The following is a 6,760-nucleotide window of genomic DNA, read 5'->3' on the forward strand; positions in this document are numbered from 1 at the left end:
ATCATTTTATTCCACTGAAATAAAATGATTTTTTGTGATTTTTAAATTTTTAGTTCTCTAGTTCTGCAATTTTTCAGTTTCTGTCCTCCGGGTCTTAGAATGGACTGAACCCAATCCTCAAACTTCGGAGAAAATAATGAAAGTTAAGCTCATTTCTGCAGTTATCGGCGCAGCAGTTGGTTTTTCGTGTCTTACTTTTTCCTATGCTGTTCAGGCCGAAGAGGCGGCGTACAAGCTGATTCTTCTGCGCCACGGCGAAAGCCAATGGAATCTTGAAAAGCGTTTTACCGGATGGTCTGACATTGATCTTACGGACAAAGGACGCGCCGGAGCGCTGAAAGCCGGAGAACTGCTCAAGAAAGAAGGCGTTGCCATTGATGAGGTTCATACTTCCAAGCTGAAACGCGCGATCGAAACAGCCCAGCTTGCACAGAAAGGAATGTCTGCAGAATGGCTCCCGATGAGCAAATATTGGCGCTTGAATGAGCGCTGCTATGGCGATCTCGAAGGCAAGAAGCGCGCAGATGTCGCCAAGGAATTCGGTGATGATCAGGTCAAGGTCTGGCGAAGAAGCTTTGATGTTCCGCCGCCCGCATTGTCTGTTGAAGATCCTCGCTCTCCGGTGAAAGATCCTCGTTACTCCGACTTAGATCCGAGTGTCATTCCTGCCGGTGAAAGTCTTAAAGACGTGATTGCGCGTGTAGGACCTTATTGGGCGGATCAGCTTTATCCTGCGATCAAATCCGGAAAGACGGTTCTTGTGGTGGGTCACAGCACAAACCTTCGTGCGCTCTCCAGCTGGATCGAACCGAATCTTGACGAAAAGGCTCTGCAGAAACTTGAGATCGGCAACAGCAAGCCGATTGTTTATGAGCTTGATAAGAACATGAAGGTGCTGAGCCGTAAGGTTCTCAAAGACTCTGAAGAGAAGAAATAAGGAAACTCAGGTCCTCTTCTGAACGGGTGCCCAAAACCCTCTGCTTCTGCCTGAATTGAACCCCTTTGAGGAGTGTTCAGCTTATTGGTTTCCTATAGTTAAGGAAAAAAGGAATCAATATGTTCGGACTAACTCAACTAGGTGTAGAAGCTTTCCTTGCGGCAATGGGCATCCAGTTTGTCTCCTCTCTGATGGGGACTGCGGTGGCGAGTATTGCGCCGGAGATTGCTCGCTCGCTTCAGGCCAACAGTACATTTGCGGGTCTTTACATCGGCTTCATGTATGTGGGCGCCTGTATCTCTTCTCTTGTCGGCGGAAATTTTATTCGCCGATACGGCCCGGCGCACATCACTGAATTTGCGCTTGCCTTTGCTGCGGCCGCCGTTATCCTGTGTATGGCGCCGCTGGAATCCATCGTTATCTTTTCCGCCTTTCTTCTTGGTTTAGCCAAGGGACCTCTGATGCCGGCTATCAATACAATGCTGAGTCGTCAGGTCGAGAAAGGCAGATACAACATTATCTTTTCTCTGAAGCAGTGTGCCGGACCGGTCGGCATGGCCGCTTCCGGTCTTGTGATTCCCTTTCTCACGACTCATTTCGGCTGGCGCGTCGGTTTATCCTTCGTCGCGGTGCTGTGCGTGCTGACGGCTTTGTGGAGCCGGTGGATTAAAAAAGATCAGGACAGTTCATTCCAGTTCAAAGATGAACCGATATCGCTCACGCACTTGGCCGACAGTCTGAAATTGGTGCTTGATAATCCGCTGCTGCGCAGACTCTCAGTACTGAGCATTATTTACAAGGGACTGCAGATGTCGGTCCTTGCGTATATGGTTGTATTTCTGACGGACATGAAGTTTTCTTTGGTTTTCGCCGGTTTGGCGCTGGCTGTGAGCAATTTTGGGGCAATATTCGGAAGAATTTTTTGGGGCGCTTTGGCCGATAAGATCCATTCCTCAAGGGTTGTGCTTGCGCTTTGCGGAATTCTCATGGGTATCTTTACGGTTGTGCTGAGTTTTACCCAGGCAGACTGGCCTAAATTTGTTGTTCTAATCTTCAGTTTCCTTTTAGGCATTAACTCGCTGGGCTGGAGCGGCGTGTTCTTTGCGCAGATCGCCGCAGCGGCGCCGCAGGGCAAGGTTGCCGAAGCGACCGGCGGAGTGGACTTCTTCTCGTTCGTCGGTGCGATCTTTGTCCCGATGGCGTTTGGCTTCCTTGGGCACCATCTGGGTGAATTTACAACCGGTTTTTGGATTGTGTCTGCCGTGACAATGCTTTGCGCGGCTTATCTCCTGCTGGTAAAGGATATTCAGCCTTCTTCATAATTTAATCTGAAGCAAATCGGAAAACACCGCCTCCCGGATTCGACGAAAAGATCAAACAATCCGGGAGGTTTTCTTTTTGCTGCGCGGCGGGATTCAGTCTTTGCCGCCTGTGAGTTTTCGTCTTCAACTCAGCTTTAACTCTCGATTTTTGCAGCCGGCAGAGGTATGAATATTTGTAAGGATTAGGTTGATTTATGCCTAAATTATATGGTGTCCGATGAAGAAATAGTATTGGATTTTGGGCGGCCTCTTTTCTAAGATGAAAGTCTCTTGGAGAAGAAGATGACAATTAATAGAAGATCCTTTCTGCAGTTTCCCTGACTTGCAGCGCTTTGCGCCGCGATGCCGGCAGTATCAGCGGAGTCAGTCCGTCCTAAACGCATCCTTGTTTACGGAGACTCGAACACTTTCGGATGGATTTATGACCCTAAAGTCGGCGTAACCCGTCTTCCGGTTGAGAAGACCTGGGTTCGAGTAATGGCCGAGAAACTCGGCGCCGGCTATGAAGTTGAAGTGAATGCGCTCGGCGGACGGACAATTTGTCGGGACCAACGGACCGGAATTGGAGCCGGAAGCCGGATTCCCTGTCCGCTCTTTAACGGTATGACGTCCCTGCCGGCAGTTCTGTCAGAGAATCTTCCGCTGGATCTGGTCATCGTCATGCTGGGTACAAACGATGCGAAGGCAGCGTTCAAGACGGTAGCCGATCAGCTCGCAGACGATTTAGGTCGTATGACAGAGCTGATTCGCGGGGAAGGGTGGGGCGGAAACACACCGTACCCGAGTCCTCAGGTGCTTCTCATTGCACCGATCTATCAGCCGGACGATACCGCCTACGGAGAGTTTTTTAAGGGCGCCGACGCGATTACGAAAGCATTGCCCGAAGCCTTGCGCAGGAAAACCGCAGAAATCGGAGCGGAATATTTGAATGCCGGAGACTTTGTCACAGGAGTACCCGCTCAGATGGACCGAGTACACATGTCAGAAGAGCAGCACCGTTTGCTTGGGCTCGGTGCGGCAGACAAAGTTAAGGCAATTATGGAGCGATAGATCAGGAGAGCGAGATGAAACTGAAAGCATCAGCCGCAGCAATCGGCCTTATGGCTTGCGGCGTACTCTCAGCCCAAACGATAGAAGTTCAGCTGGGAGAAAAGGCTGGCACAATAGAACTCAATGTAAATGATGCAGCCTGCTCTCTTTTGGAGCAGATGCCGCTGAGGCTTAAGTTCGAGGATTTCGGTTCTGCAGAAAGAATCGCCTATCTGCCTCAAAAACTTAAGTTGGGCTCATCACCTACGTCGTGTGCTCCTTCAGAAGGAGATTTGACCTATTACATCCCTTGGGGGAATCTTGCGGTGTTTGTCAAGGGTTGGCGTCCGTCAAACGATCTGGTTCCTCTTGGCAAACTCAGCGATCAGGCGCTGGAAATTATCAAGTCTAGTTCGAATAGGACGATTGAAATCAGAGCTGTGAGGAGTAAATAAAATGCCGGTTCTTTCGAGAAGAGCAGTTCTTCTTTCCGTCTTAGCCCTTTCTGCAGCACTCAAACAGACTTTGGCTCAAACTCAAGCAGCATCTTCTGATATTTCAGAAGCACGGGTTTACTTTCTAAAAGACATTACGCCGGAGAATTTTATTCGGATGTATGACCGTTTACGGGAGGATTCGGGGATTGAAGTGTCTGGGAAGCGGACCGGAATTAAATTGCATGGGGACGATGTGGATACAAATCGAACGCTTTGGGAGGCACTTCAGGCGCATATTCTCAACAGTCGATTTGTCGAGTGCAACTATGCGTCTATTTATCCTGCGGGCCGCGGCAATACAGAAGGTAATTACAAAGCGATTACTTCTCAAGGTGTGGATCGAAACAAGCTCGATATCCTAGACAGAGATCATGAGTTTACGGAAGTAACAATCACCGGCGGTCAAGAGCTTCGAAAGATATCCGTTCCCACCGCACTGCTTAATGAATACGGCATTGTTGCGGTAACGGCCAACTTTAGGATTCCGAGTTTTGCTGGTTTTTCAGGCGCCTGCAAGAACGTGGGAATCGGTTTGGCAAGCGGGGTTGGCAAAACCCAAGTGCATGGAGAAGGCGTACATCGAGACGCAGGCTTCTTTCGCCGCTTAGCCGATGCGACCAAGGGCATACATGATGCGATGGGAAGCCGTCTTCTCTTCATCAATGTGGTTTCCGGTATTCGGGTTGGGCAGCTGCAAGGGGCCAAGGTGCGTCAGGGCAATCTGGGCATCGTCGGTTCGCTTGATCCCTTGGCGGCGGATCAGGCTGCAACGGACCTTATTTACGGTTTAACGCCGCAACAGTATGACGCTTATTCACCGCGCATCAAGATTGACCGAGGCTTTCAGCAGCTAGAAGACCTGGAAAAAATCGGTGGCGGCAATCGCCGTTACCGTCTCATCGAACTCTAAATTTTTAGAAATAATCTTATTAAAAGGAGAGCACTATGTGGAAAACCGTTGCAGCTTGCGCCTTAGGACTTGGCATGACAGCCGTCTGCGCGAAAACATTAGTTGTCAGTTACAGCTTTACCGGCAATGCAGATCGCATCGCCGCAGCGCTGGTTAAAGAAATTAAGGCGGATCAGATCAAGATTGAACCGGCGCAAAAAGGCATTGATTACGCGGCGAACAACTACTCGATCGGCAGTGACCTTGTCGGGGAGATTCGTCAAAAGCCCGATAGTGAGGCTTCATATCCGAAGATTGATCCGGTTAAGGTTGACTGGTCTCAATACAGCACTGTGATAATCGCGACGCCGCTCTGGTGGAGCAATATGGCGGCTTCCATGCAGACGTTCCTTTTTGAGAACGGAAAAGATATGTCGGGCAAGAAAATCGGCCTCATTGTTACCAGCGCAAGCAGCGGCATCAGCGGTGTAGAGCGTGACGCAAAGCGCCTGATCCCGGGCGGTGACTTCTATTCTCCCAGTCTTTGGATTCGTTCGTCTCAGTCCTCCTCGGCCGGCTCAATGATCGCCGATTGGCTCAAGCGTATTCATTACGATGAAGCGGCAAAGTAGACGGTCTATGACACAAACAGAGGGAATCATGGCAGGAAAAAAGATTGTTCAAACAGCAGGTCGCCAAGCGCTCGGTTCATTTGCGCTGGAATTTGCGCACCTGAATGACGATATTCTTTTCGGTGAGGTTTGGAGCCGCAATGATTTGCTGTCACTGCGCGACAGAAGCCTTGTGACGATCGTTTGTCTTATTGCCCAGGGGATTACGGATAATTCGCTCGTGTATCACTTAAAAACCGCGAAAGAGAACGGCATCACGCAAAAGGAAATCGCAGAGATTCTGACGCATGCGGCCTTTTATGCGGGGTGGCCTAAAGCTTGGGTCGCCTTTAATTTGGCAAAGACCGTCTGGACGGAAGAAGAATAATTTAATTTGAGGCGGCGATGCGGCTTCTTCCTATTGAATCAGGCCGGAGGCCGGCAGAAGAACATAGGCGGTCCAAATCGGAAGCGTCAGCATCGCCGAGAGTGTCTGCATTGTGGTGACATTGGCGACAGCGGGCGCATCGCCGCCCATCGAGGCGGTCATCACATAACAGGATTGGGCCGTCGGGAGTGCGGCAAAAAGAACCAGAACGCCTAAAGACAATTTATCCAGTCCGAACACAAGAGCGGCCGTCCAGGCGATAAGCGGCACGATCAGAAGTCTTTGTACGATGCATGCGGAAATCAAAGCGAACTTCGCTTTCAGATCACGGAGCGTTAAAGAAGCGCCGATGCAGAGAAGCCCTGCCGCAAGAGAGGCGTTTTCCAGGCTTTTAAGCGACGCAGTCAGAAAAACAGGAAGACGAAGACCGAAGACATTGAATAAGAGCCCCAAAAGTGTCGCGATGATGAGCGGATTCTTAAAGACTTGAAGCAGCACTTTCTGCATCCTCTTGCCCAAACTCTTTTCGATTGAATTTGCTTCTCAACGAACAGCGATTCCGTTCCTTTCCTACGAAGAAGATTCGTATGACAGGAGAAAAACGCAGAAGATCCTGAGGCTCTTATCTATGCCGTCCTCAGTCAGTTATCAGCTCGAGAATACCCGCGCTTTGGCGAGCGCTGTATCAAACGGCTTAGGCTGGACGATTGTTCCGCTGATGAGTCTGTGGAGCGTGCGCGAGTGTTTTGATCGATTGAATTTCTTTCCGGTTGAAGGCGTTCATGAGGTTAAACGTCTGGGCATCGGAGTCCGCAGTCCGCAGTCCGATGTATCGATCTCTTGCCAATGACATTAAGGCGCTCTATGCGGGGCGCTGGAAGCAGAAATACGGCCGCAAGATGCAGGAGAGAGCTCCTTCATTAGCGACGCATCTGTGGCCTCTTTTTGCATAAAAATGCCCGCCGTCGGGCGGGCACTCAGCTTACGCTTTAGCGAGGATTATTTACCTTCAACAGCAGCTTTTTCTGCGTCTTCCGGTTTCTGTCCGCGCGGAACGATCACGCCTGTCGGCTGTTCAGCAGCGTTG

General features: G+C 50.3%; 10 protein-coding genes. 9 read left to right on the forward strand and 1 reads right to left on the reverse strand.

Going from position 1 to position 6,760, the window contains the following annotated elements; genetic code table 11:
• Positions 1-136 precede the first annotated feature (136 nt).
• The 7 genes from E5987_RS12160 (at position 137) to E5987_RS12190 (ending at position 5,673) form a co-directional block, all read left to right on the forward strand.
• A complete protein-coding gene (locus tag E5987_RS12160) occupies positions 137-937 on the forward strand; it encodes a 2,3-bisphosphoglycerate-dependent phosphoglycerate mutase (RefSeq protein WP_160336346.1) in 801 nt (266 codons plus the stop codon).
• Between the two features lie 119 nt (positions 938-1,056).
• Positions 1,057-2,259 carry an MFS transporter gene (locus E5987_RS12165; RefSeq protein ID WP_160336347.1) on the forward strand — a complete coding sequence of 401 codons (1,203 nt, stop codon included), beginning with the start codon at positions 1,057-1,059 and terminating at the stop codon, positions 2,257-2,259.
• Positions 2,260-2,601: 342 nt separating this feature from the next.
• Complete coding sequence (locus E5987_RS12170; RefSeq protein ID WP_237178840.1) at positions 2,602-3,309, forward strand: GDSL-type esterase/lipase family protein; 708 nt, start codon at positions 2,602-2,604, stop codon at positions 3,307-3,309.
• Between the two features lie 14 nt (positions 3,310-3,323).
• The gene (locus E5987_RS12175; protein WP_160336348.1) at positions 3,324-3,743 is read left to right on the forward strand and encodes a cyclophilin-like fold protein; all 420 of its coding nucleotides are present in this window, start codon (positions 3,324-3,326) and stop codon (positions 3,741-3,743) included.
• Positions 3,744-3,978: 235 nt separating this feature from the next.
• Positions 3,979-4,695 carry a DUF362 domain-containing protein gene (locus E5987_RS12180; protein WP_251569769.1) on the forward strand — a complete coding sequence of 239 codons (717 nt, stop codon included), beginning with the start codon at positions 3,979-3,981 and terminating at the stop codon, positions 4,693-4,695.
• A gap of 35 nt (positions 4,696-4,730) precedes the next feature.
• Positions 4,731-5,306 (forward strand): flavodoxin family protein, encoded by a 576-nt coding sequence (locus E5987_RS12185; protein WP_160336350.1) that lies wholly within the window; start codon positions 4,731-4,733, stop codon positions 5,304-5,306.
• Between the two features lie 28 nt (positions 5,307-5,334).
• Complete coding sequence (locus E5987_RS12190) at positions 5,335-5,673, forward strand: carboxymuconolactone decarboxylase family protein (RefSeq protein ID WP_237178841.1); 339 nt, start codon at positions 5,335-5,337, stop codon at positions 5,671-5,673.
• Positions 5,674-5,703: 30 nt separating this feature from the next.
• Here the strand turns inward: E5987_RS12190 and E5987_RS12195 are convergent, their stop codons facing one another.
• The gene (locus E5987_RS12195; protein WP_160336351.1) at positions 5,704-6,180 is read right to left on the reverse strand and encodes an AEC family transporter; all 477 of its coding nucleotides are present in this window, start codon (positions 6,178-6,180) and stop codon (positions 5,704-5,706) included.
• Between the two features lie 121 nt (positions 6,181-6,301).
• On the opposite strand from E5987_RS12195, the gene E5987_RS12200 reads away from it, so the two are divergent.
• Both E5987_RS12200 and E5987_RS13315 read left to right on the forward strand, forming a co-directional pair.
• A complete protein-coding gene (locus tag E5987_RS12200; protein WP_160336352.1) occupies positions 6,302-6,523 on the forward strand; it encodes a hypothetical protein in 222 nt (73 codons plus the stop codon).
• Positions 6,501-6,626 carry a hypothetical protein gene (locus E5987_RS13315; RefSeq protein WP_255453170.1) on the forward strand — a complete coding sequence of 42 codons (126 nt, stop codon included), beginning with the start codon at positions 6,501-6,503 and terminating at the stop codon, positions 6,624-6,626. The genes E5987_RS12200 and E5987_RS13315 overlap by 23 nt, the downstream gene beginning before the upstream one ends.
• Positions 6,627-6,760 lie beyond the last annotated feature (134 nt).

Source organism: Parasutterella muris, from assembly GCF_009767915.1.
GTDB classification, from domain to species: domain Bacteria; phylum Pseudomonadota; class Gammaproteobacteria; order Burkholderiales; family Burkholderiaceae_F; genus Parasutterella; species Parasutterella muris.